Annotated in this window: 21 protein-coding genes; 2 read left to right on the top strand and 19 right to left on the bottom strand. The window is 50.0% G+C overall.

Features of this window, described 5'->3' with window-relative positions:
- Positions 1–30 precede the first annotated feature (30 nt).
- From NST99_RS01755 to NST99_RS01665, 19 genes are all read right to left on the bottom strand, one after another.
- On the bottom strand, positions 31–1239 hold the full coding sequence (locus tag NST99_RS01755; protein ID WP_341089344.1) for an HpcH/HpaI aldolase/citrate lyase family protein: 1209 nt from the start codon (positions 1237–1239) through the stop codon (positions 31–33).
- Positions 1240–1452: 213 nt separating this feature from the next.
- On the bottom strand, positions 1453–2205 hold the full coding sequence (locus NST99_RS01750; RefSeq protein ID WP_341089342.1) for a TerC family protein: 753 nt from the start codon (positions 2203–2205) through the stop codon (positions 1453–1455).
- A gap of 27 nt (positions 2206–2232) precedes the next feature.
- On the bottom strand, positions 2233–3543 hold the full coding sequence (locus tag NST99_RS01745; protein ID WP_341089340.1) for a TerD family protein: 1311 nt from the start codon (positions 3541–3543) through the stop codon (positions 2233–2235).
- An 81-nt stretch (positions 3544–3624) separates the two neighbouring features.
- The gene (locus tag NST99_RS01740; RefSeq protein ID WP_341089339.1) at positions 3625–4206 is read right to left on the bottom strand and encodes a TerD family protein; all 582 of its coding nucleotides are present in this window, start codon (positions 4204–4206) and stop codon (positions 3625–3627) included.
- 68 nt (positions 4207–4274) lie between these two features.
- Positions 4275–4850, bottom strand: a complete 576-nt coding sequence (locus NST99_RS01735) for a TerD family protein (protein ID WP_341089338.1) — start codon at positions 4848–4850, stop codon at positions 4275–4277.
- A gap of 30 nt (positions 4851–4880) precedes the next feature.
- Positions 4881–5477, bottom strand: coding sequence for a TerD family protein (locus tag NST99_RS01730; protein ID WP_341089337.1), 597 nt, complete (start codon positions 5475–5477; stop codon positions 4881–4883).
- A gap of 124 nt (positions 5478–5601) precedes the next feature.
- The gene (locus NST99_RS01725) at positions 5602–6048 is read right to left on the bottom strand and encodes a tellurite resistance TerB family protein (protein WP_038585038.1); all 447 of its coding nucleotides are present in this window, start codon (positions 6046–6048) and stop codon (positions 5602–5604) included.
- A gap of 155 nt (positions 6049–6203) precedes the next feature.
- Positions 6204–6926 carry an amino acid ABC transporter ATP-binding protein gene (locus tag NST99_RS01720; protein ID WP_341097518.1) on the bottom strand — a complete coding sequence of 241 codons (723 nt, stop codon included), beginning with the start codon at positions 6924–6926 and terminating at the stop codon, positions 6204–6206.
- Between the two features lie 15 nt (positions 6927–6941).
- Entirely contained in the window at positions 6942–7589 is a 648-nt protein-coding gene (locus tag NST99_RS01715) for an amino acid ABC transporter permease (protein WP_341089336.1), read from the bottom strand.
- A 90-nt stretch (positions 7590–7679) separates the two neighbouring features.
- Entirely contained in the window at positions 7680–8495 is an 816-nt protein-coding gene (locus tag NST99_RS01710) for a transporter substrate-binding domain-containing protein (RefSeq protein ID WP_341089334.1), read from the bottom strand.
- 256 nt (positions 8496–8751) lie between these two features.
- On the bottom strand, positions 8752–9627 hold the full coding sequence (aguB, locus tag NST99_RS01705) for an N-carbamoylputrescine amidase (RefSeq protein WP_341089332.1): 876 nt from the start codon (positions 9625–9627) through the stop codon (positions 8752–8754).
- Positions 9628–9652: 25 nt separating this feature from the next.
- Complete coding sequence (locus tag NST99_RS01700) at positions 9653–10681, bottom strand: agmatine deiminase family protein (RefSeq protein WP_341089331.1); 1029 nt, start codon at positions 10679–10681, stop codon at positions 9653–9655.
- Positions 10682–10792: 111 nt separating this feature from the next.
- The gene (gene yfcE / locus NST99_RS01695) at positions 10793–11335 is read right to left on the bottom strand and encodes a phosphodiesterase (protein WP_341089330.1); all 543 of its coding nucleotides are present in this window, start codon (positions 11333–11335) and stop codon (positions 10793–10795) included.
- 127 nt (positions 11336–11462) lie between these two features.
- Positions 11463–12947, bottom strand: a complete 1485-nt coding sequence (locus NST99_RS01690; protein WP_341089329.1) for a glutamate synthase subunit beta — start codon at positions 12945–12947, stop codon at positions 11463–11465.
- A gap of 494 nt (positions 12948–13441) precedes the next feature.
- Positions 13442–14212: a permease prefix domain 1-containing protein gene (locus tag NST99_RS01685; RefSeq protein ID WP_341089328.1), complete on the bottom strand. Its 771-nt coding sequence runs from the start codon at positions 14210–14212 to the stop codon at positions 13442–13444.
- A gap of 5 nt (positions 14213–14217) precedes the next feature.
- Positions 14218–14544, bottom strand: a complete 327-nt coding sequence (locus NST99_RS01680; protein ID WP_038585016.1) for a PadR family transcriptional regulator — start codon at positions 14542–14544, stop codon at positions 14218–14220.
- 457 nt (positions 14545–15001) lie between these two features.
- A complete protein-coding gene (gene pulA / locus NST99_RS01675) occupies positions 15002–16960 on the bottom strand; it encodes a type I pullulanase (RefSeq protein ID WP_341089327.1) in 1959 nt (652 codons plus the stop codon).
- 113 nt (positions 16961–17073) lie between these two features.
- On the bottom strand, positions 17074–17709 hold the full coding sequence (locus tag NST99_RS01670; RefSeq protein WP_341089325.1) for a C39 family peptidase: 636 nt from the start codon (positions 17707–17709) through the stop codon (positions 17074–17076).
- Complete coding sequence (locus NST99_RS01665; RefSeq protein ID WP_341089322.1) at positions 17706–21251, bottom strand: PAS domain S-box protein; 3546 nt, start codon at positions 21249–21251, stop codon at positions 17706–17708. Before NST99_RS01665 ends, NST99_RS01670 begins: the two co-directional genes overlap by 4 nt.
- Positions 21252–21535: 284 nt before the next feature.
- Here NST99_RS01665 and NST99_RS01660 point away from each other — a divergent pair, with 284 nt between their 5' ends.
- Entirely contained in the window at positions 21536–22354 is an 819-nt protein-coding gene (locus tag NST99_RS01660) for a hypothetical protein (RefSeq protein WP_341089321.1), read from the top strand.
- Between the two features lie 88 nt (positions 22355–22442).
- Positions 22443–23540: a glycosyltransferase family 4 protein gene (locus NST99_RS01655; protein WP_341089320.1), complete on the top strand. Its 1098-nt coding sequence runs from the start codon at positions 22443–22445 to the stop codon at positions 23538–23540.
- Positions 23541–23618: the final 78 nt, after the last annotated feature.

Genomic DNA, 23618 nt, shown 5'->3' with positions numbered 1-23618 from the left:
GTTACCGTAACTTGCAGGTTCTGGACGATATTAAACGTGTGTATATTCGTTCTCGGGCAGTAATCCGACAAAATGCTGTTGTTCATGTAACACCCCGTATACTTGAGATCGTAGTAAAATACGTCTTGCCCAGTTCAAATGCGGCTTAATTTCATTCATTTTGTTATAGTATTCGCTCTTGAACACTCCACGGCTGCCATCATTGCTCTCTACAATGCTGAGTGCATCCACATATTCCTCATGCATCACCGTATACAAGGCCTGCACCGGTCTTAGATGGGAAGGATGGATAATCGTCTTGCCGACAATCCCGTTTTCTTTATCCAAAATCACTTCACGGATCAACCCGTCCATGGCGCTGGAAATATAATTGTTGCGCATCTCCCGGCCCTCCCGGCCGAAGGTATCCTCAAAGGGGGTCTGCCGCAGCTGCGGGCGGAGCACCCGGTGTCCTTTGCTGGAGAAATACTCCCAGACCGGTCCTGAAATGACATAACCTTCTTCCACCCGGCCGAACACATTAATAATATCCGACATGCAGTCGCGGATGGGCGTTAGATCATAGATGCTTATGTCCAGGCTGCGGCGCAATCCGAACAGACTGGAGAAATCGGTCGCTCCGATCCGGACATTCAGCACATAATCACGGTAATCGCCAAGCAAGTTGCGGATGGCCAGCAGGCTGGCTATCCGGCTCTCCCGGTAAATAATCGGGGCGCTCTCCAGAATCGGCATGCCATACAGCACAGGGGCCAGATAACTGCGTGAACTGTTATAATCGGCAATCGCCTCAAAGTACTCCACGCCATTGTCTACTGAGAACTTGGGAAAGACAAACCCGGTAAGCATGGTGATAAGCGCTCCCAGCCGGAAAATCAGCTGCTGCAGCTGTTCCGGATTGCGGACGCGGATAAATAGCAGGGGAAGACTATTTCCGGGGTCAGACTCATTCTCGGCATAAGCCGACAGAAAAGAAAGATGCCTTACCACTGACTCTTCAGCGTAATCAACCTCTCCATCGCCTATCGCATCCTCCAGATCAATAATGACCGTCACCAGTCCCGAAGCTCTGAGCTTCAAAATATCTTCAGCCACAGAGGACCGGGTAGCCGGCATATAGAGAGCGGCCCCAACCGCATAAGCCAGCAGTTCCTTGCTTGTAGTATGATTAAATGAAACAGGCGGAGAGTAGAATAATGACGTTTCTTGTTCTTGTGTCAGGTAATCGAAGTATCTCAAAGGCCTTCCCCCTTATAGTTTTGCAAAGCGGAGCAAAACAAATAGCCTCTCCTTATAGAGAGCTGCAGAACCGGCTATGCCGTCCTCTCGGGGACGGCTTCCGGCTCTCTCAAATACAAGCAAAGGCCATGCTATTCCATATACGATTACCCGGGATAAAAGGGAGTCACACCTTCCCTGTGATGGTCCTCTTTATCCTATGAAACCTTAAAATTACGCGTTTCTGTTCATTTCTTTCTTTTTCTTTCCGGAACTGTACAGAATGGTTCCCACAAAGACCGCAATCAGAATGGTGAAGAAAATGAAATGCGGCATTTCAAATCCGAATGCTCCAGCAAGCATTTTGCCTGCAATCAGGGCAATCAACAGGAACGCTGTCTGCTCCAGTTCAGGGAACTTGGCAATGAGCTTCAGGAACACCTGTGCCACACCACGCATCATCAGCACGCCTAGGATACCGCCCAAGAAAAGTACCCAGACTTTGTCGCTCAGACCAAAGGCGGCTACCACACTGTCGATACTGAACGCAATATCCATCAATTCAACCAGCAGTACAGTTTTCCAGAAAGAGGTGCCTTTATGTTCTTTCCCTTCTTCACCTTCACCGGGTTCATTGCGCTTGAATAATCCTTTATAAGCGATATAAAAGAGATATAATGCCCCAAGGACTTTGACGAGCGTAAATTTAATCAGGAATGTCCCTAATCCAATCGCCAGGAATCTAAAGAGGTAAGCTCCCAGAATCCCGTAAAACAACGCCTTCTTCTGCTGTTCTTTCGGCAAATGCTTAACCATTACCGCAAGCACAAGCGCATTATCTGCCGATAGCAGCCCTTCGAGCAAAATCAAGCTCCCGATAATCCCCCAGCTGACCGGGTCAGAGAGCGTTCCTACAATGTCGCTCCAAGAGAAAAAGTGCCCATAATTCTCGCTGATACTTCTAAAAAAATCACTGAACCAATCCATTTTGCTTGCGCCTCCGGAAAAATTAAATTATTTACTGCCTGCTACCCAGCGCAGTCCCCAGCCATAGGCCTGATCCATCTCCTGATGGCCGCTGAAATATTGCACAAGCCGTTCAATGCTGAATGTATCGCCTACGTTCCGGATTAATGCAATAGCGCACATGCCTTTCCGGTTGTTATGCTCGTCCAGATTCACAATAATCTCCGGACCCCCAGCCTGAGTGATGGTGACGACTCCATCGGCTTCAGACCAGTGCGTAACCCCCTTGTAAATAAATGAAAAGATTAAAACTCGTTCTATTTCCGCAAGCTTACTTCCGTTTATACGCAAGTTCTCGCCGGATGTTACGGTGCCTGTCCGGTCATCGCCATCGAGCACCACATAAGGCGGCTGCTGAAGATTGCCGAAAGCATTGCCCAGCGCTTGAACGACTCCTTTACGGCCATTCTTCAACTCGTACAGGCAAGCGAGATCCAAATCCACGCCCCCTTTACGGCTGAATAACCCTCCGCCTTGCTTCTGATTCCAATTCAGATTGATGAGCACTTCTCCAAGACCGGCAGCTGATTTCTTCAAATTTATGGAATCGCCCTTTTTCTTCAGCTCAATCTTCTTGAGGTTGAGATTCAGAGGTGGCGCAGAAACCTCTTCAATCCTGGGTGGTGCAGGCGGTACAGCCGCCGGGATACTCCGGGATTCTTGCACGGGAGGTACGGTTGGCCGAACCAATTCCGGCGCAGAACCTTTCTGCGGTTCACGGAGTTCAGGAACCGGATCATCTTCGACATCAATTCCATAGTTAGCGCACAAGGCTTTAAGTCCGCCGTTAAATCCAGCCACAATAGCACTGAATTTCCACTCACCGCTATATCTATATAATTCTCCTACTACAACAGCTGTTTCCACAGAGAAATGATTTTCAAGATTACAGCGCAAAATCTCTATACCCGTCGCCCGATCCAGAATCCGGCAATGGGCCTCGCTCATCTGCCCGAACATTTGATTGCGGTTTTCGCCATCGTACAGTGTAATTGCAAATGCAATCCTCATCGTCTGAGCAGGAATGATATCCAGCTCGATTTCAAAGTGTTTAAGACCGCTTGATTTGGTACCGGCTACATCCTTATCCTTATATCTGATGTATGCCGTAGATGGATTGTTATAAAAGATCAGATCTTCATCGCTGCACACTTTGGCTTGTTCTCCAAGCAAAAATGCAGAGGCATCAATTTCCATAGAGGACGGAGCCTGCCAGCCAATCTCCACGATAATAGAGCGAAGCCCGGGATTTGCTTTGGTCAGGTCTGCCTTCTGGCCTTTAACCACTTCAATATTCATTCTTAAGCCACCTTTGTAAATGGATAAGAGTATAAAAAGGGCAGGATCGATGAGATCCCGCCTTTCAAGCCTTTGAAGCTGTTATTGCGCGTCCAGTCCATAGTTTCTGCATAGAGCACTTAGGCCGCCGGCAAATCCGCTTCCAATCGCCTGGAATTTCCAATCGGCACCATGCCGGTAGAATTCACAGAATACAACAGCTGTCTCCGTTGAGAAATCTTCACCCAAATCATATCGCAGCACTTCGCGATCGCTGGAAGCATCCACGACACGAACAAATGCATTGGACACCTGTCCAAAGTTCTGTGCCCGTGCATCACAATCATAGATCGTTACCGTGATCCCGATACGCTGAATATGGGCAGGAACCTTGCTGAAATCAACAATGATCTGCTCGTCATCCCCGTCGCCTTCTCCTGTACGGTTATCCCCCGAATAGGTTAAAGAGCCTGCACCGCCGGTTGGATTATTGTAGAATACAAAGTCGTCCGCACCTTTAGCTTTGCCGTCTTCATGCAGCAGGAACGCTGAAGCATCCAGGTCAAAATCCTTGCCGCCACTGTATTTGTTCGTATCCCAGCCGAGTCCCACCACTACCTTCGTCAGACCCGGATTGGTCTTGGTAAGATCAATCCGTTGTCCTTTAGAAAGACTGATCGTCACTGGCATCAACCCTCTTTCGTGAATGGTTTCATCTAAGGTCTAGATGTCTAGGTTGGCTGCAGCAAATTTTATTGCAGTCCGTAATCGCGCGTCAGACCGGCAAGACCGTCTTTGTAGCCTGCGCCGATAGCATTAAATTTCCACTCTGCTCCGTGACGGTACAGTTCACCAACCACCACGCCCGTTTCAACGGAGAAATCTTCACCAAGGTCGAAGCGGATCAGTTCTTCATTGTTTTCCTCGTTGATGATACGCACATAAGAACGGGATACTTGTCCAAAGTTCTGGCTTCTGGACTCCGCTTCATAGATGGTAATGGTAAAAGCAACCTTATCAACATCAGCAGGGATGTTCTTCAGATCCACTTCAATCACTTCATCATCGCCATCACCTTCACCGGTACGGTTATCGCCGGCATGAACAACGGAAGCATTCTCATTCTGCTTATTGTTGAAGAAGATGAAGTTGCTTTCTTTCCCAACTTTACCTGCGGCATCTGTCAGAAAAACGGAAACGTCGAGGTCGAAATCCTTGCCGCCATCGTATTTGTTGGTATCCCAACCGAGGCCGACTTTGATTTTGGACAATCCCGGATTACTTTTAGTCAAATCGATCTTTTGCCCTTTGGATAAATTAATTGCCATAGTTATTAAACCTTCTTTCCGAAATTAGATTTAAATGTATCGTTCAGCCAATTGATTGATATGTGCCGCATGGGCACCTTCACCGATTGCGGCAAACTTCCATTCTTCGCCGTGCCGGTAAAGCTCTCCACAGATCAGCGCCGTAAAGCCTGTGTAATTGTCGGTCAGATTAAACCGGATCAGCTCGGCATTTCCGGCAGCATTGATAATGCGGATATACGCCGATTTGATCATGCCGAAATCCTGCTTGCGGTTCACGGCATCATAAATGTTAACTACTACAAGGACCTTGTGCACATCGGAAGGGATCGCCTTCAGATTGACATTGATTTGCTCATCGTCTCCGTCACCATCACCCGTCAGGTTATCCCCGGAATGAACAACGGAATTGTTAGGATTCTGCTTGTTGTGAAAGCATACCAAATTCATCTTGCTGGTCAGCTTACCATTCTCGTTCAGCAGCAGCGCCGAAGCGTCGCAGTCCACATTCGCCTGTTTCTTCGCACCGAAGAACCCGCGGGCAGGTTCGGCAGGGTCCCAGCCCAAACCTACAATAACGTTAGCCAGCCCGGCATTTCCTTTAGTTAAATCAATCTTCTGTCCTTTTACCAAATTAATTCCAGCCAACTTTACGTACCTCCGTTTCCGAAAAGAATCACAGCCTGTAAGTCTAGCATTCTTGGTTGTTATACCACTCATACGGTAAAAAACCCAATCCGTTTCATCCGATTAGTGGATATTTGTTCCTGTTTTAGAGACTGAATTCGCTTGGACTAAGTCCCAGTACACTGCAGATATTCCGCACAACCGCTTTCTCATGCTCATCAAAATCACCGTCTGCTGCACCGATAGCCGAACATACACCAACAATTACGCGTCCAACCTCCGGCTTGCTGCTGAATTTAGCAATAGCTTTGAGTGCTTCCTGTTTGCCGATTTCCGGGGAAAATTCAAAATTGCTTACGTAGAAATTGAACTGGGCAATGACATCTCTCATGTCAAACACTTTGAGTTCATTGCTGAGATTCATATACCCCGCCATTTTGTTCTTTTCGGTTTCTTCAATCTTGCCATCAGCCGCCGCAACCAGCGCGCAGCCTGCAACTACCGCGTTCATGAAATCTTTATTTTTAAATTTCTTAACTTGTTCGGTTAACCCGCTCTTCGTTGTATTCAACCAATTTTTAAATGTGCTCATCGTATTCTCCTTCTATCATTATAGAGTATGATAAATAAAGATATCCCAGAGCCTCCTCTCCTTCTATTCGACAGATATTCTTAGTATTTGTCGATCCGTAAGTTTACTATTCTAATATAACCGATAAAAAAACAATATTCTAGTTTGCCACAATTTCACAGTACTTTCGACAAAAATTCCTTAGTTCGTTCATGTGAAGGATTGCCAAACAACTGCTCCGGAATACCCTCCTCAACAACAACGCCCTGTTCCATAAAAAGTACACGATCGCCTACTTCGCGCGCAAAGCCCATCTCATGCGTGACTACAACCATAGTCATACCCTCGCGGGCCAAATCCTTCATTACCGCCAGCACCTCACCGACCATCTCCGGGTCCAGCGCCGATGTCGGCTCATCGAAAAGCATGATCTTCGGCTCCATCGCCAGCGCCCGGGCAATTGCGACCCGCTGGGCCTGCCCGCCCGACAGGGATGCCGGATACATTTCCGCCTTCTCGCTTAAGCCGACCTTTCGCAGCAGTTCCAGCGCTTTCTGCCGCGCTTTGTCCTCAGGCCATTTACGGACCTGCATCGGGGCCAGCATAATGTTCTCAATGACCTTCTTGTGCGGAAACAGATTAAATTGCTGAAACACCATGCCAACCTCTGTACGGATATCGTTAATTCTTGTACTTTTGGCCATCAAGGAAGTTCCTTCAATGATAACATCGCCCTCTTGCGGCTCCTCCAGCAGATTAAGACAGCGTAAAAAGGTCGATTTTCCCGAACCCGAAGGCCCGATAACCACCACAACCTCCCGGCCGTGGATATCCACGTTAATATCGGCCAGCACCTGATGGGCACCGAATGATTTATGTAAATGTCGCACTGAAATAATAGGCTCCATATAAGGTTACACCTTCCGTTCAATATAATTGAGCAGCTTGCTGAGTGAATAGGTAAGAAGGAAATAGATAAAGGCAGCGGTCAAATAAGGCTCCCATATCCGCAAGTATTGGCCTTTCATCGTATTGCTCCAGTACATAATCTCCGGTGCGGCAATAAGCGCAAGCAAGGAGGAATCCTTGACCAGGACAATAAATTCATTCCCGAACGCCGGAACCATCCGTTTGATCGCCTGCGGCAGAATGATAAAACGCATCGCCTGCCATTTACTCATTCCAAGCGACAACGCGGCTTCCCGCTGTCCAGGATCGATCGACTGGATACCGGCACGAAAAATCTCGGCGGAATAGGCGGCAGAATTCAACGAAAGTGCGACAAATGAGGTCATCAGGACGTTGGTCGTGCCGTACAAAAGTGGAATTACCCCAAAATGCACGATCAGGATCTGTACATACAGCGGTGTGCCGCGAAAGAAGTTAATATAGGAATGGAACGGCCAGCGAAAATACCATTTCGGAGCCATTTTGCCGAAGCCTATCCCCAAGCCCAGGATCGAGCCGCAAAGAATAGATACAATAGATACTCCAATTGTGAATAGCGTTCCCTTCAGTAAGACCGGCAAATAATGAACGATGATGTCGAATCTGAAGTCCATAGAATTCTTCCCTTCTCTTCTGCTCTAATTTTAAAAAAAAGAAGCATGCGCAATAGCAATCATTACGCACGCTTTATTGTTCCTGCTTGCTTACTCCGCGCTAAGAAGTGTGGCTGTATCCGGTTCTTCCCCGAACCAGGTTTTGTAGATCTCGGCATACTTCCCGTTCTCAATAACAGCTTTGATTGCCGGATCCAGTTTGGCTTTCCACTCACTGCCCTTAGGATACAGAATGCCGTAATATTCGGAACCAAAGTTCTCCTTATCGAGGATGCCCGTTACTTTCTCTTTCGGATTGTTCTTAATGTATTCATTCACGATGGCGATATCAGCCACCACCGCGTCGGCTCCGCCGCCTTTCAGTTCCATCAGCGCTACTGCATTGCTGTCAAAACGTCTCAGGTTGGCGTTGTCGACACCCATAATCCCGCTCATCAGATCATCGGCCGTTGTAGCCCCTTGTACCGCTACGGTCTTATCTTTCAGGTCCAGCGCATTCTTAATATCACTGCCCTCTTTAACCATAATCATATTAGTGGATTCAAAGTAGGGGATAGAGTAGTCATAGGTTTCCTTGCGTTCGTCCGTAATGGATACCGAGGATAGACCTGCCTGATATTCCGTGCCCTGTTTCACACTGGAAAGCATTGTGTCCCATCCCGTATTCGTCACTGTATAATCGATACCCGCTTCTTCCATAACCGCCTTGATGAAATCAATGTCAAAGCCCTTGATCGTATCCGTATCCATATACTCCATTGGTGCGTAGCTGGCGTCACTTGCGAATTTGATCGGCTCTCCTGCCGCATCTCCGCTTTTGGCGTTATTGTTGGAACCACAGCCCACCATAGACAAGACCAAAAATGCCGCCAAAGCTGACATTGCCCACTTTTTTCTGATCCCCATTTTCCAATCCCCCACTCATTTTGTAAAATACTTAAGGAGATTTTAACAGATCACAGTGGTGATGACAATTAACTTTTCTCATTTATGTAATGTTTTATAACACCAAATCCATAGATTGTAACATCCATTGTTAAAAACAGTCCTCATATCTGCCATGAACATGCCATAAAAGCAAAAAAAGACACGGCCAAGAGATCATGATTCTCCCTGGCAGTGCCTTCTTATTTCATGTTATATACTTCTGTTCGATGGTTCCTTAAAAGGTTAAGTCCCCATCATACGAAGATATCATTCTGTACAGCTCCGGACGGCGGTCACGGAAAATGCCCCACTCTATCCGGCCCACTTCCAAAGCATCCAGATCAAATTCGCTGACCAGTACCGTCTGCTCATCCCGCCCGGCTTCAACGATTTTGTTGCCCTGCGGGCCGGCAATGAACGAGGAGCCGTAGAAGTTAATGCTGGAATCCTCGTCAATTTCCTCGCCGATCCGGTTGGAGGCCACGACAGGAATCAGATTCGCCGCCGCATGGCCCAACATGCAGGCCTGCCAGTGATCCTTGGAATCAATGGATCCGTCCTGCGGTTCCGAACCGATGGCTGTAGGATAGAACAGAATCTCCGCGCCCATTAGACTCATGACTCTGGCGGCTTCCGGGTACCACTGGTCCCAGCAGACGCCGACACCGATCTTGGCATAGCGGGTATTCCATACCTTAAACCCGGTATCCCCCGGATTGAAATAGAATTTCTCTTCATAGCCGGGACCGTCAGGAATATGGCTCTTGCGGTATTTGCCCAGCACCGTGCCGTCGGCATCAATTACCGCCAGCGAGTTGTAACGGGCGTAGTTCTTTTTCTCGTAGAAACTGATCGGCAGCACGACTTGCAGCTCTTTGGCTACAGCCTTGAAATGATTCACTGCTTTATTCTGCTCAAGCTCAGTGGCGTAGACGTAATAATCAGATTTCTCCTTCTGGCAGAAATACGGGGTTTCAAACAGCTCCTGCAGCAAAATAATCTGTGCGCCTTGAGCCGCCGCTTCCCTGACCAGACTGTCAGCCTTGCGAATATTCTCATCAATGTCGCCGGAACAGCTCATTTGTGTAGCGGCTACTTTTACTTTTCTCATGATTCTGTCCTCCCTAGCGAGTAAGTTATTTTGTGGCAGGCATCTGCTGGGTCGTGCAGTGTACGTTTCCGCCTTCGCCGATGACCGCCATACCGTTCACCGTACGGATTCTACGGTCCGGGAACAAAGCAGCCAGTCTCTGCTCCGCCAGCTTATCCGTCTCGGAAGCCGTCCCGCCGAATACCGGCAGTATAATGCCGCCGTTGACGAAATAGAAATTCAAATAGCTAAGCGTCAGGCGGCTGTCCTCATAGTCCACGCGTGGCGGCTGCTGAATCTGGATAATCTCCAGCTTCCGGCCTTTGGCATCCACCGCATTCTCCAGAATACGGAGATTCTCCTGAGTGATGCCGAAGTTCTCATCCTGCGGGTCGTCGCAGACCTGAATGATGACTTTGCCCGGAGCGGCGAAGCAGGCAATATTATCTACATGGCCGTCAGTCTCGTCACCGCTGAGGCCTCGCTTCAGCCAGATGATCGACTCGGTGCCGGTATATTTCCGTACATATTCCTCAATGTCTGCCCGGTCCAGCTCCGGATTGCGGTTCGTGTTCAGCAGACATTCCTCCGTGGTGATCAGTGTGCCTTCACCATCAGTATGGATAGAGCCGCCTTCCATTACCAGCGGTGCGTCAAAACGTTTCATCTTCAGCTGCTCCAGAATTTGCGGAGCCACCTCATCATCCAGATCCCACGGCGAATATTTGCCGCCCCAGGCGTTAAATTTCCAGTTCACACCGGCGAGCACGCCGTCTTTACCCAGAACAAACGTCGGCCCGTTATCACGCAGCCAGGCGTCATTATGCCGGATCGGCAGCATCGTTACATTCGCCCCGAGTTCTAGTTCCTCTACCATCCCCAGATCGTCCGGATTGACAACCACGGTAACCGGCTCGAACTCAGCGATGGCACGGATGATTCCGGCATAACCGTCACAAACGGATTTATGGTTGTCCGGAAAAACCATGGACGCCTTAACCGGCCAGGAGATGAAGGTCCGCTCATGTTTGCCCCATTCCGCCGGCATTGTATAGTTCAAATCTTTAGGATACATTTGTTGTTTACCTCTGCTGTTTATATTTGAAGCGGGAAGATCCCTGAAAGCTCCTTACCCATCATACAATAAACCGTCATTACGCTCAATGCCGCGCAGAATAAGGTCACCCTACAGTTTGATATGCTTAACGACGTTGCCCGTAAAATCTTTAACCGTGAACTCGCCGTTCTCAATAATACCGTAGGAATTCGGGTTATTCTCTTTGGGCAGCGAGATGGAGCCTGGATTCAGCACATAGATGCCTTCTTTTATACCGGCTACCGGCAGATGGGTATGTCCTTGGATAAATACATCCCCTTCAGCAAGTGCAGGCAAATGCTCAATGCTGAAGCCATGCCCGTGAGTAGCATAGATCTTCCGGCCTTCGTGGAGAATCAGTACATAATCCCCCATCATCGGGAACTCCAGCAGCATCTGATCGACCTCTGCATCGCAGTTGCCTCTAACAGCCACCAGAGATTTCCCGTACGCGTTAAGCTTCGTTGCGACTCCCTGGGGATTATAACCGTCCGGCAGCGGATTTCTCGGACCGTGATATAAGAAGTCCCCCAGAATCACTAGCGTATGCGGCTGCTCCTCTTCTACTTTTGCCAAAGCCTGCTCCAGCCAAAATAACGATCCGTGAATATCAGAAATAAACATCAGCTTCATCGTATAATCTCCCTCTCTGTTCAATCCGTTTAAATAGCTTATCTTTTATCTTAACTTTCCTTGGCCCCGGAACGCAAAGCGGACGCCCCGCCGGGACGTCCACATGAAACACCTATCCAAGATATACTTAAGGCAAATTGGAGGCTCCTGTCAGGAAGCGGTCGACTTCGCGCGCAGCCTGGCGGCCTTCATTAATCGCCCAGACTACAAGACTCTGGCCGCGGCGGATGTCTCCTGCGGCAAATACACCCTCGACATTGGTCGCCTGCGCACCGAATTCCGCTTTGGCGTTGGAGCGTTCATCACGTTCTATCCCAAGCTCATTCAGCACCGTTTCTTCCGGACCGGTGAAACCCAGCGCCAGCAGCACCAGCTGCGCCTTAATTACCTCTTCGCTGCCCGGAACTTCTACCGGAACCATCCGGCCCTGCTCATTGCGCGTCCATTCGATGCGCACCGTGTGCAGCTCCTGCACATGTCCGCCGTCATCCCCGGCAAAACGTTTCGTGGAAACGAGGTAACGGCGCGGATCTTCCTTATACAAGGCAGCGGCTTCCTGCTGGCCGTAGTCCACTTTGAGTACCTTTGGCCATTCCGGCCAAGGATTGTTGGATTGGCGGGTCAATGGAGACTGTGGCATAATTTCCAGCTGGATGACACTGCGGCAGCCGTGCCGGATCGAGGTAGCTACACAGTCGGTGCCGGTGTCTCCGCCCCCGATCACAACAACATCCTTGCCGGCCGCAGACAAATATTCACCGTCAGCCAAATCAGAGTCAAGCAGGCTCTTTGTATTCAGCGTCAGAAATTCCATCGCCTGATGGATTCCCCGAAGCTCGCGGCCTTCCAGCGGAAGATCACGGGCTTGTGTCGAGCCGCCGCAGAGCACTACAGCATCATTATCTTCTTTGAGCTGCGAAGCAGCAATGTCTCTGCCGATTTCGGTCCGGGTTACAAAGGTAATGCCTTCCGCCGCCAGCAAATCCACCCGACGCTGCACGGTTTTCTTATCCAGCTTCATGTTTGGAATGCCGTAGGTCAGCAGACCTCCGATCCGGTCAGCCCGTTCATATACAGTTACGCTATGGCCTGCTTTGTTAAGCTGTGCGGCACAGGCAAGGCCGGCCGGTCCGGAGCCGACTACGGCTACCTTTTTGCCCGTACGGGTCAAAGGCGGCTCGGGAACAATCCAGCCCTCGGCGAATCCTCTATCTACAATCGACTTTTCAATGGATTTAATCGTTACGGGATTACCATGAAGGCCCACGGTACAAGCACCTTCACAAGGAGCCGGACACACGCGTCCTGTAAATTCAGGAAAGTTATTGGTCTTGTGCAGCCGTTTCAGCGCAACTTCCCAATTGCCGCGGTAGACCATGTCATTCCATTCCGGAATGAGATTATGCAGCGGACAGCCGGAGGCCATCCCGGACAGCAGGCGTCCTACATGGCAGAATGGTGTTCCGCAATCCATGCAGCGCGCTCCCTGCTCCCGCAGCTTCTCCTCTTCCAGGGGCACCGAAAATTCATTCCAGTTCTTAATCCGTTCTAAAGGCTCACACTCCGCAGGAGTCTGCCGCTGATATTCCAAAAATCCGGTTGTTTTACCCATTCCTGTCATCCTCCGAGTCTCTCTAATTGACCGCCGAAAACTTCAGGGGCGGCATGTTGCCCATTCGGCTCCAAAAAGGCAGTTACGCTCTGTCACCGACTGATCATTTGTCACTGTAAAGCAGCAAAGCAAAAAACTGCGAGGAGGCCAAGTTCTCCCTCCTTCACAGGTCCTGCCAGGTACTGTCGTGGATTGAAATGCCTTAATATTATCATTGTTCCACTATACCCTAAATGAGCAATGTCACTTTTTTAAATAAAATTCCGGAGAATGGGCAGAGCTGGCTGAAAGCGTTATTTCACCTTAATCATTTTATACACAGCATTTAATACTTCCAGCAAAATCGCTGTAACCGGGAAGATCACCCAGTTGATGTCCCAGCGTTCAAAAATAAATCCGCTAATCAGAAAACAGCCGGTAGCCAGCGGCCAAGCGATGGCTGCGATAGAGCTCTTGAAGCGTTTTTCCTCTTTCTCTTCAGGGACCTCGGTGTACTACTTCTCCTTGAGCAGAAAGCCAAAGCTTTCCTTGATACTCCCATAGTAGATGAACAGGAAGACAGGCAGCGCAATGAGCACAAGCAGAATAGTGACCCCGTAGCCGCTGGCATCCTCATTGATTGCAGACCAGGCAAGGACAGGAACCGGAGAGAGTACACACAGGGATACACCCAGAGTCAGAGACAGCGTATAGGTAGGGGCAAATGCACGGCTGCGCTGCTCGATCTCGGTCCGCAAAAAATAGGGCAGATTAAAACCCTTTTGCAGATATTTATACCGCTCCAGCCTTGTGTCGCTGAATATGAACAGTGCAACCGCCAGCGCCACCAGCAGCAGCAGCACAATCACGCCAATAATTCCGGCAGTGTCTTCTGAAATCACCCCACGGAGAAAACCAAACTCTGCCAGGGTAACAAGCAGAATCAGCAATGCAGGGCCGATGATGCACAGCATTACTCCAATCCCCACCATAAAGCCGCTGGTCTTCTTGGCAACCAGATATCCCCATGTATCCTCCGGGGCAAGTACAGGCAGCAGTGTATCCTCTCCCCCCATTGTAATTCCAAGCTCGTCAATCAGCTCATCAATGTTGCCGAACTCGGAGATGACAATACCGACCGCCTCATTCTCTGATTTGCCTTCTTTCTTCAGTTCGTAATATTTCTCCTCCATACTAGCCAGCAGATCCTGCTTCAGCTTATATGTCTGTTCTGTCCTGGGCAGGGAAGTAAACATGTTGTTCAAATAGCCCATAATGGTATCCATCCTGATCACAGCTCCTTTATGAATTTGTTAACGACCTCTTGCGTAACTTTCCATTCCTCGCATTTTTCCAGATAATAAGCCAGACCTTGCGGAGTTATACGGTAATAGGTGCGTCGTTTCCCAAAGGTCTCATCCATAAAAAAGGAATCGATGTACCCATTCTTCTCAAGCCGGGTGAATGCGGAGTACAGCGTAGTCTCTTTCATGATGTACTTCTCCTCCGACAGCTTCCTGATGTTCTTGGAAATCTCATAGCCATAGGATTCTCCGTCCAGAAGCATATAGAGGATGAGCGTATCGTTGTATCCCCGTATGACATCACTACTGATCAAAAGCCTTCCTCCTAACTTATTCCTCATTACTTCATCTGTCGTAGTAATTGCATTGTAGCATAATTACTACGACAGATAAAGTAGTTTTATAAAAAATGGGCCTCGGATTCCAGTGTCCTTATTGGGTGGCTGCGCTCCGTTTATTAAGGTTTGCGGACGCTAACGGCGTTATCTCTCCAGATTGCCACCTGCGTTCTTCCCTAACGGGCAGATAACGCCCATGAAGTCCACCAATCTCACAAAACCACTGATTTGGGCACACTAGCGCCTCCTCGGTCCGTTTGGTCAGAAATCAGCCTTGCTTCACGGGAGATTGGTTGAACATGGATAGCTTCTTACTGCTCATCTCTTGTTGCTGCTGTTGGGACAATATGGATCGACGCAAAAAAAGGATGCCACTCTCCAACCGAGTAGCATCCTTTTTTATCAAATCATTATATACAGTGTATTCGGGAACTTATTGCCGGACGGCCAATACGACCATTCCAATGCCCTTGGCGGTCAGCTTGCCCCCGGCAAGCTTCGAGACCAGATCCTCACCGAAGAGGATGCTCCACTCGCCAAGCTGTGGCACATCCAATGACACTCCGGCTGTATTTGAATTATAAAGCACGTATAAGTGCAGCGCCGGATCGCCTCCGGCGTGATCCCGGAGTGTATAGGCTATTGCCCCGGCAGGCGCCTTCTCAAACATCAGCTGTGCGCGGATTTCCTCCGCGCTGCGCAGGCGAAATGCCGGGTGGGCTTGCCTTAGGGCAATCAGCTGCTTCATATAAGCAATATCCTCCACATGTGCCGCTGCGCGTTCCCAGTCCATACGGTTGATCTCAACGGGAGACTTAAAGCTGTTCTCCACCCCGTCCTTAGTTCGCATAAATTCCTGTCCTGCATGAAGAAACGGAATCCCCTGGCTCGTCATTACCATTGCCGAAGCCAGACGATGCATCTCTCTGCGCCGCTCATCGCTTTCCCCTTTGCTGGAAATTACAATTTTATCCCAGAGAGTATGATTGTCGTGGCATTCAACGAAGTTCACACACTGCTGCGGCTCATCAGCAAACGCCCCCATGGATTGACCGTACACGACTCCTCCGGTAATCCCCGTCTTCACCACCTGCTCGAGGCCAGTCTTGCCGCCGATAAATCCAGGCTCTTCATAGCGGAAAATATTCCCCTTTACTGCATCGCGGAACCCGTCGTTGAACTGTCCGATGCCCGGAAGGGCATCCGCATTGCTCTGGCTGGCAAGGCGCTCCGCCGGAAGCTCCGTATCCAGGAGCCAGCCTTCCCCGATAGTCATCAGTGAAGGATCAATTTCGTCCAGACGGCGGCGGATCTCCTGCATGGTTTCTATGTCAAGCAGTCCCATCAGATCAAAGCGGAAACCGTCGATATGATATTCATGGGCCCAGTACAGCACCGACTCCACAATAAACCGGGTCATCATGATCCGCTCAGAGGCGACATCATTGCCGCAGCCCGATCCGTTCGACAGACTGCCGTTCTGCTTATAACGTAAATAATAGCCGGGAACAAGCTTGGTGAAATTAACAAGGTAGCCGTCATAAACATGATTGTAGACCACATCCATGATTACGCGCAGTCCGCGGTCATGCAGTGTCTGGATCATTGTCTTCAGCTCGCGGATTCGCAGAGCCGGATCATACGGATCCGTAGCGTAGGAGCCTTCTGGAGCATTGTAATTTTTGGGGTCATAACCCCAGTTGTAATGAGGCTGGTCCAGCTGGGTCTCATCAACACTTTCTGTAGCATAGTCATAAATAGGGAGCAGCTGCACATGAGTCACTCCAAGATCGGATATATGATCCAGTCCGGTAAGAATCCCGCCCGGTCCGCGCGTCCCTTCTTCGGCCAGACCCAGATATTGTCCCTTATGGGCAATGCCGCTAGCCGGATGAACAGACAGATCCCGCAGATGAAGCTCGTAAATCACCGCGTCCACAGGGTCAGCCAGAGGTGGCTTATCTTCTGTCCAGCGCTGGGGATCGGTCTTGCGCAAATCGAGAATCACCGCTCGATCTCCATTCACGCCGACAGCCCGGGCGTAAGGATCGGCCGCTTCATTCCACTGCTCCCCGATGCGCACACGATATGTGTAGAACTTGCCCTCCAGGTTCCCGGCCACGCTCAAACGCCATGTTCCCCTGACATCACGGATCATCGGCAAGATATCTCCGGCGGCTTCATGCCATGAGCCATAGAGCACAACCGCTGCTTCTTGCGCGGTAGGTGCCCACAAGCAAAAGGCCGAGGAAGCAGGCGTATACGTCACACCAAGGTCATCCCCGTCATAACTGAAAAGCTCATCAAATTCCTGGGCGAACACGGATATTCCTCCGGTAGCCGCCGGATCACCATAATAAATCGGTTCTTTCAATTCCTTTTGTACGGACAAGGCCATCTGTCTCCTTTACCCTTTAATAATTGGAATTATATCCTAATTACTGATTTTGTGCAAACGTTTGTACTCGACGGTTTCATCAAGCTGCCCTTCCTGCCGCCTGAAGGTTACAGCTGATGCCCTATGGTAGCTTCCTTGATATCCAAAGCCACCATGGTTATAACATCTTTATTGACGTTATAAGGGATAAGGCGTGCCTGCCCGGGAGTGAACCCGCCGTGCTTATGCCGCATCCCGTTGTCATGAACAATAAGTACAGGGCCTCCTCCGCCCTCAGACTCCTGATAACCGATTCCCAGCACCCAATGATAATCATAGGCGTATTTTCCCCGCCAGCGAAAAGTGAGCCATTTATCGAATTTGAGCGCCACCGGCCGCTCCGCATCAATCTCTGCTTTGTACCGGTCTATATCATTAAACACACTTACGGAGAATAGTCCGTGTTCCTTCGCCTCCAGAGGAGCAGAAGACCGGATATAAGCTGTGACGCCTTTGGTAAAGCTACCCACGCTCATTCCCCAAGGTGTTCCGCCATGATGGCTGTATATGTGATTAATATGCGCCGCTTTGGAAGTAAAATGACTTGCTCCGGGAATAAAAGTCCGGCCCTTCCGCGTGCGCCAATATTCCATTAATGCGGCGATGGTCGCCGGACCGCAGGCCGAGCCGGGTGAAGCAACACCCGGTTCCCACTGCGTATAAGGTTCAGCGGGCAGCTTGTGCTGCTGCGGTGCTCCCCTCATAAGGATATCTTCTCCTGACGCTGCTGTAGTATCCGTTCAATGTCGGAGGTGAGAAACGGTTTACTGATGAAATCCTCCATACCTACAGCCAGGCATCTTTCACGGTCCTCCCGTCTGGCATAAGCAGTCACAGCCACCATAAAGGGCCGCTTGGCCTGGGGGAGCTGTTCCCTGATTCTGGCCGCTGCGGTAAGCCCGCTCATCTCCGGCATCTGCACATCCATAAATACCAGATCATAGGGCTGCTGCAGAACGGCTTGCACCGCCTGCTGGCCGTTCTCCACCAGGTCCGCAGTATATCCGCGTTTCTCCAGCATGATCAATAGAAGCTTTTGATTAACGGGATGATCTTCTGCGACCAGAATCCGCAGCGGACCGTATTTCGGCTCCAACTGAGGAAGGCCTTCAGTAAGCAGAAGGCCACTCCCTTCCTCCTCAATCCGGGAATAATCATCGGTATCGGCAACATCAAGGCTACTCTCCGGTACTGACGGAGTCTGCTCATGCACCGGTTCCTCCTCCAAATCACTAGGATCATGATCAATATCCAAGGGCAAGGTAAAGTAGAAGTTTGAACCTACGCCTTCCACACTGTCCACTGCAATCGCTCCGCCCATAAGCTCAACCAGCCGCTTGCAGATGGAAAGTCCCAGTCCGGTTCCGCCATACTTGCGGTTAATGGACGGATGCAGCTGGGAGAACGATTGGAACAGCAGAGACTGTTTCTCCGGCGGAATTCCGATTCCCGTATCCCTGACATTAAACTTCAGAGTCAGCTTATTCTGGTTAGGACAGAATTCCGTCCCCACCTCAATAGAGATATGACCTTCTTCAGTAAATTTCACTGCGTTGCTGACCAGATTCACCAGTATCTGGCGCAGCCGGGCCGCATCGCCCATGATCAACTCCGGAACATCGGAAGCAGCTTGGCAGGTCAATTCCAGGTTCTTCTCTTTCGCTTTCAGCGAGAACAGCTCGGTTACGCTTTCCAAGACCCATTCAAGACTTACCGGCTCATGCACAAGGATCATTTTTCCGGCTTCTATTTTGCTGAGATCCAGAATTTCATTGAGGATATATAGCAGAGAAGTACTGCTCTGGCTAATAATCTCCGCATATCCGCGCTGCTCTTCATCCAGCTCGGTCTCTGACAGGAGATCCGTCATCCCCATAATTCCGTTCATCGGCGTCCGCAGCTCATGGCTCATAATCGCCAGAAACTCCGATTTCGCCTGATCCGCTTTCTCTGCCGATTCCTTGGCGCGGATAATCTCCTTCTCATCCGTAATGTCACGGAACACAACAACTGCACCTTTACGGTCTCCTTTATCAAACAGCGGAGTAACCTGATACTCGGCCAGAAAGCTTGAACCGTCTTTGCGCCACAATACCGCATCTTTGCTCTGATGGGATTCCCCCGCACGGACGGCCTGCATCAGCGGGGAATCCTCCGGCCGGTAATGCAGGCCGTCCAGCGCTGTGTGCTGTATGTGATCCAGATAAGGATGGCCCATAATTTCACCGTAGGCGAAGCCCAGCATCTGCGCCCCCGCCGGATTGATGAAGGTTACCTTCCCCTCCGTATCAAGACCAAATATGCCTTCGGAGACTGCATTTAAGATCAGTGTGTAATCATTGCCCAGTTTCTCGATCTGCTCGGTATACCGGATACGCTCCGTAATGTCACGGGAAATTCCGTATACACCGACGACCTTGTCCCCGACAATAATCGGAATGTTGGTCGTACTGATTTCTACCAGATGGCCATCTTTATGAATAAGGGTCAGATCATAGCTTTGAGGCATTCCCTGGCAAGCCAGATTAAAATGATACTGCGTCTTCGCCATATCCTTCTCATGCACAAGGGGGCCGAAATAGTTGCCCACCAGCTCCCCCATTGAATATCCGCTCAGTACCTCCAGATTGGAGTTGCAGGTTAAGTAATCTCCCTGCAGATTCATGGAGTATACAGCTGACGGATTATATTCAAACAGCGACTTATAGCGCTGTTCATTCTCTTGAAGCTTGGACTCAAATTGCTTACGCTCCGTTATGTCACGGCCGACGGCAATAATCTCCACAATCCCGCCCTGCTCATCTAAAATATACCTGCTGTTCGTCTCAAACCAGACATAGCCTCCGTCCTTGCGCCGGTAACGGTAGACCGCCGCCGGGATGCAGCGGGTCTGCTCACTTTGTGCCATCATTTCTTTCATTGCTATTAAATCATCGGGATGCAGATAATCAAAAGCACTAGTGCCGACCATTTCCTCCGGCTCATAACCGAGCAGAGAGCGGCTGGCCGGAGAGCAGTATAAGAAAATGCAGTCTTCTATCGCATGGCGCGAGATCAGATCCAGGGAATTTTCCGACATTAGCCGGTAATTCCGCTCATTTTCTCTAAGCTTCTGCTCCATCTGCTGGCGTTCAGTGATATCCTGCATCATTCCGATAAGCTGAACAGGCTTGCCGGCCGGTCCCAGTACGGTATCCCACTGAATATGTACCGCAAGCAAGGTTCCATCCGCAAGGACCAGCCGGTAGGTATTCTCACCGGAATTCCCGTCTTCCAGCGTCTCCCGCACCCTTGTGAACATGTCATTGATGTCGTCCGGATGAACCAGATCGAGAAACTTCTGGTACTCGACCTCGGCTGCTCCAATACCAAGCTTCAGCATACGCTGCAATTCTTCCGAGAGAGACAGCTTGCCTTTCGTCAAATCCCATACCCAGGAACCGATTCTCGCGACTCTTTGCGCCGTGGCCAAAGCCTCCTCATTATGCTTGCGGCCCGTCACGTTACGGCCAATACCCATGATCCGGATGATTTCATTGTTTTCTCCCCGAATCACATGAAAAGAGCTTTCGAACCACAAATAATGCCCGTCTTTATGGCGTAAACGGCGGACATAGATGTCATTCTTCAGAAGACCGTCAGACTTGTCCATGCCCTCGATATCATCAGGATGATAAAATTCCAGCCGGTTTTTACCAATTAATTCCTCAGGTGCAAATCCGATTAGCGAAAGCGATGAGGGGGAAATAAAGCTTAGTGTGCCGTCGGGCAATGTGAACGAAATCATGCTCTGATCGTCTTTTAGAAATAAATCATACAAATCACGGCTGTCTACTGTCAGCTGATCGGCGATTTTCCGGTCGGTGATATCCTGCGCGTATACAATAATATGTGAAGAGTCTTGTCCTGCATCAGCCCGCACGAATGTAAGGGAAACCCATACAGAATGTCCTGCACGATTATAAAACCTTTGTTCACTCTTTAAGGTATCACCGGGGGTGTAGGAAAGACCCTCCAATACACTCATTAGTGTGAGCCCTTCCCGGTCTTCCTGTTCTGGCTGTGACGCACTCTTGTTTCTCAATAAAGCTCCGGCTAGAAATTCCGTTTCACTGCAGCCGAGGATGTTGCAAAAAGCGGAATTGACCTTTATCCATTTGTCCTTTTCTGAGGCCAGGACGGCCATTCCTACCGGAGACATCATGAAGGCTTGATCCAAAATATTGCTATTATATGCCAATTCCATTAAACAAGGCCCCCTTCGTCATGAGCCGGCTCGTATGCAGCTCTCTGTTGTATTATTAACCAGTATACGATAAGAGAAGTTCGGAATAAACGCGCAGCCTGGTTTCCATGGAAAAAAGTTTAAATTACAAATATTGACTGGGTTTTGTCCTTCCTTTATAGTTTAGATAATATTTCATTCGTGACCTATTACGACGGAAGCACCCGTAATAAAGGCTTAATAGCCTTTACTGCGGGTGCTTTTTTGTTGTTGCGGAATTAGGGATGAGAATAAGGAGGAAAAAGATGAACAAGCTTAAGAAGATTTCCCTGGCAATGCTGGCACTTCTGCTTGCAGTATTATCTTCAACAGGTGCTGTAAATGCATCCGGAACAGCACTGACCCCTTCGATTCAAGCCTCGTTTGAACTGACTGCCGCCACTGCTGACGATACTGCAAGGACCAGACTTAAAGGGTATTACAGTGATTTATCCGTTCTGATTACCCAGTATGACAGCCGTGAGGCGCAAATCCGCCGGCTCCATGACAGCAATACGCAAGCGCTGATCATTGTCCGAAACCAAATTAAGGAAATAGATCAATCCACCGTGACCCGGCTGTCCTCAGCCGTAAGCGGCACCAAAGAACGTTACCAGCCTCTCTTTGATCAATACAGCGCACTCAACCGCCGGATTAACCTCCTCAGGGGGCTTAAGGACAAGGTCCTGAAGGATGTGCTCCGCACACAGGCTGATGCTATGAAAATTCTCGTTCAATTTGCCCGTGAGGATATCCGCAATAAAGAAGCCCTGCTGAAAGCGGCCAAAGAAACCCGTACCAAAAAGATGGCCGCCGCACGTAAAACCTTGGCGGGGATCGAAAGCCCCCAGGCCTCTATCAAGTCCCAGAAAAGTGTGGCAGCCTCCTTGAACAAACGGATATCGGCCGATTTCAGCGACTTCAAATCGGCTATCCGCAAGCAAAATCAGGCTTTAACTGCTCAATCCTTGTCATCCCTTGTCTCAGGCTACCGTCAAATGGCAGCCAGCAAGCTGAAGATCATTGAGCTTGAGCAAAAAATTGCCGGTGTGATTGCGGACGTGGCCAAGCAAATCGCAGCATGATTGCTGAAGGAATGTGTCTTCCGACTCTTGGTCCGCATATGGTAGGTAGAGACAATATCCATCAGCGGGCCTTGAGGAGGCTTATATTATGCATATCTGTATTATTGCACCGGAGCAGTTCCCGGTGCCGGGGAACGGTTCAGTGGAGATCTGCATCTGGGCGATTGCCAGAAGGCTGGCCCGGCGGCATATGGTAACGGTACTAAGCCGCAAGTCACCAGGACTGCCCGACTCTGCAGAGCTTGAACAGGTCCGTATTATCCGTCTGGCTTCAGGCAGTCCTTCCCGTTATCTTGCCTCGGTACTCAAATATCTTGAGAAGACGTCCTTCGATATGATTCAGATCGATAACCGGCCGCTGCTGATGGCCGCCGTGAAACACCAGCATCCCCTGACTCCGGTACTGCTGTATCTGCACTCTCTGACGTTCGTACCGGCAGAACGTCGAATTGCCCGCAGCCTGGCGAAGGCTGACGGAATCGCTGCCAACAGCCGCTCCCTGCAGCAACGAATTTCCCGGCGTTTTCCCGGCCTGGACAAGAAACTCAGTGTCATTCCGCTGGGAGCGGACCTGTCCCGGTTCATACCGGCCGAAGAACCGGAACGGCAGCGTCTCCGGCGGTTATACAGACTCCCGCAAGTGTTCACGGTGCTGTTCGTCGGGCGGGTGATCCCCCGTAAGGGAGTGCCCGTACTCCTGCAGGCCATGCGCATTCTCAATAAACGCCTGCCCTCTCATCTGATCATAGCCGGCCGGGGCAAACCTCCATATATCCAGCGGCTCAAGACCCTCTCGCGGAGACTGGGTGTATCTGTATCTTTCGTTGGAAACATCGCCCACGAGGATATTCACAGCCTGTATCAGATGGCCGATTGCTTTGTCTGCCCTTCCCAAGGTCATGAATCCTTTGGATTGGTCAATGTGGAGGCCATGGCCTCCGGGCTGCCGGTTATTGCTTCGAATAACGGCGGCATCCGTGAGATCATCACGTCAGGCCACAACGGCTACCTGGTGGACCGTTACCGTCAGGCCACCCCTTTTGCCCGACGTCTGCTGATGATCGGACGCAATCCCGCGAAGGCGGCAAAGATCGGGATGCAAGGGCGGAGTGATGCCCTGCGGGCTTTTGAGTGGAGGCATACCACAGCACAATTGGAGGAGCTGTACCGCTCGCTTTTGCCGTAATAACAGAGGAGTCTGCCGCAAGGGTGCTCCTCTGCAATGCGACAATGTGTAACAAGAAATTAGTGATCTTATTCGCAG

Source organism: Paenibacillus sp. FSL L8-0470, from assembly GCF_038008625.1.
In the GTDB taxonomy this organism is placed as follows: domain Bacteria; phylum Bacillota; class Bacilli; order Paenibacillales; family Paenibacillaceae; genus Paenibacillus_AQ.
This window is presented reverse-complemented; position numbering and strand designations above follow the sequence as displayed.

What these genes read in the sequence shown, in the direction of transcription:
- NST99_RS01725 (WP_038585038.1), bottom strand. Translation starts at nt 6,048, where the DNA reads ATGAGCACATTTAAAAATTGGTTGAATACAACGAAGAGCGGGTTAACC.
- NST99_RS01690 (WP_341089329.1), bottom strand. Translation starts at nt 12,947, where the DNA reads ATGGGTAAAACAACCGGATTTTTGGAATATCAGCGGCAGACTCCTGCG.
- NST99_RS01700 (WP_341089331.1), bottom strand. Translation starts at nt 10,681, where the DNA reads ATGTATCCTAAAGATTTGAACTATACAATGCCGGCGGAATGGGGCAAA.
- NST99_RS01745 (WP_341089340.1), bottom strand. Translation starts at nt 3,543, where the DNA reads ATGAATATTGAAGTGGTTAAAGGCCAGAAGGCAGACCTGACCAAAGCA.
- NST99_RS01735 (WP_341089338.1), bottom strand. Translation starts at nt 4,850, where the DNA reads ATGGCAATTAATTTATCCAAAGGGCAAAAGATCGATTTGACTAAAAGT.
- NST99_RS01685 (WP_341089328.1), bottom strand. Translation starts at nt 14,212, where the DNA reads ATGGATACCATTATGGGCTATTTGAACAACATGTTTACTTCCCTGCCC.
- yfcE (WP_341089330.1), bottom strand. Translation starts at nt 11,335, where the DNA reads ATGAAGCTGATGTTTATTTCTGATATTCACGGATCGTTATTTTGGCTG.
- NST99_RS01655 (WP_341089320.1), top strand. Translation starts at nt 22,443, where the DNA reads ATGCATATCTGTATTATTGCACCGGAGCAGTTCCCGGTGCCGGGGAAC.
- NST99_RS01660 (WP_341089321.1), top strand. Translation starts at nt 21,536, where the DNA reads ATGAACAAGCTTAAGAAGATTTCCCTGGCAATGCTGGCACTTCTGCTT.
- NST99_RS01710 (WP_341089334.1), bottom strand. Translation starts at nt 8,495, where the DNA reads ATGGGGATCAGAAAAAAGTGGGCAATGTCAGCTTTGGCGGCATTTTTG.
- NST99_RS01670 (WP_341089325.1), bottom strand. Translation starts at nt 17,709, where the DNA reads ATGAGGGGAGCACCGCAGCAGCACAAGCTGCCCGCTGAACCTTATACG.
- aguB (WP_341089332.1), bottom strand. Translation starts at nt 9,627, where the DNA reads ATGAGAAAAGTAAAAGTAGCCGCTACACAAATGAGCTGTTCCGGCGAC.
- NST99_RS01750 (WP_341089342.1), bottom strand. Translation starts at nt 2,205, where the DNA reads ATGGATTGGTTCAGTGATTTTTTTAGAAGTATCAGCGAGAATTATGGG.
- NST99_RS01665 (WP_341089322.1), bottom strand. Translation starts at nt 21,251, where the DNA reads ATGGAATTGGCATATAATAGCAATATTTTGGATCAAGCCTTCATGATG.
- NST99_RS01715 (WP_341089336.1), bottom strand. Translation starts at nt 7,589, where the DNA reads ATGGACTTCAGATTCGACATCATCGTTCATTATTTGCCGGTCTTACTG.